The organism is Bacillus sp. AFS040349, assembly GCF_002577655.1.
Classification (GTDB): domain Bacteria; phylum Bacillota; class Bacilli; order Bacillales; family Bacillaceae; genus Metabacillus.
This window is the reverse complement of the sequence record NZ_NUMC01000077.1, coordinates 1-424: the sequence shown is the minus strand read 5'-3', so window position 1 is coordinate 424 and position 424 is coordinate 1. Positions and strand designations below refer to the sequence as shown.

Below are 424 nucleotides of genomic sequence, written 5' to 3'. Positions count from 1 at the left end.
ACCATTTCAAGTATCTCTTCGCAAACCAAGATACAGCTTCTAACAGTACTAGATCAGGTATTTCCTGAGTATAGAGGGGTCTTTGGTGATTTGTATTCGAAAGTATCTTTACAGACTCTTTCCTTGTTCCCTACTTCTGAACATGTATTAAGTACTACAGAATCAGTATTAACTGAAAAGATTGTATCGTTATGTACAAGACGTTCTGAAAAGTGGGTGAAGCAGCATTACGAAATCCATTTCAAAGCAATTTGTATGAAAGCCTTATTTTTAATTTAAAGATGTTAATAGCCATTGTTCTTCAATACCAAGAGCATCTATCACAACTTGAAGCAGAAATAGATGCCCTCGCTAAAGAAATGGAAGAATATAAGATTATCCAGTCTATCCCTGGTATCGGAGGGAAGATTGCGGCAACAATCAT

At 36.1% G+C, this 424-nt stretch carries 1 pseudogene; it reads left to right on the top strand.

Annotated features, from left to right (window positions below):
* Nucleotides 1–424: pseudogene (locus tag COD11_RS16295) on the top strand (IS110 family transposase); the annotation flags it as partial.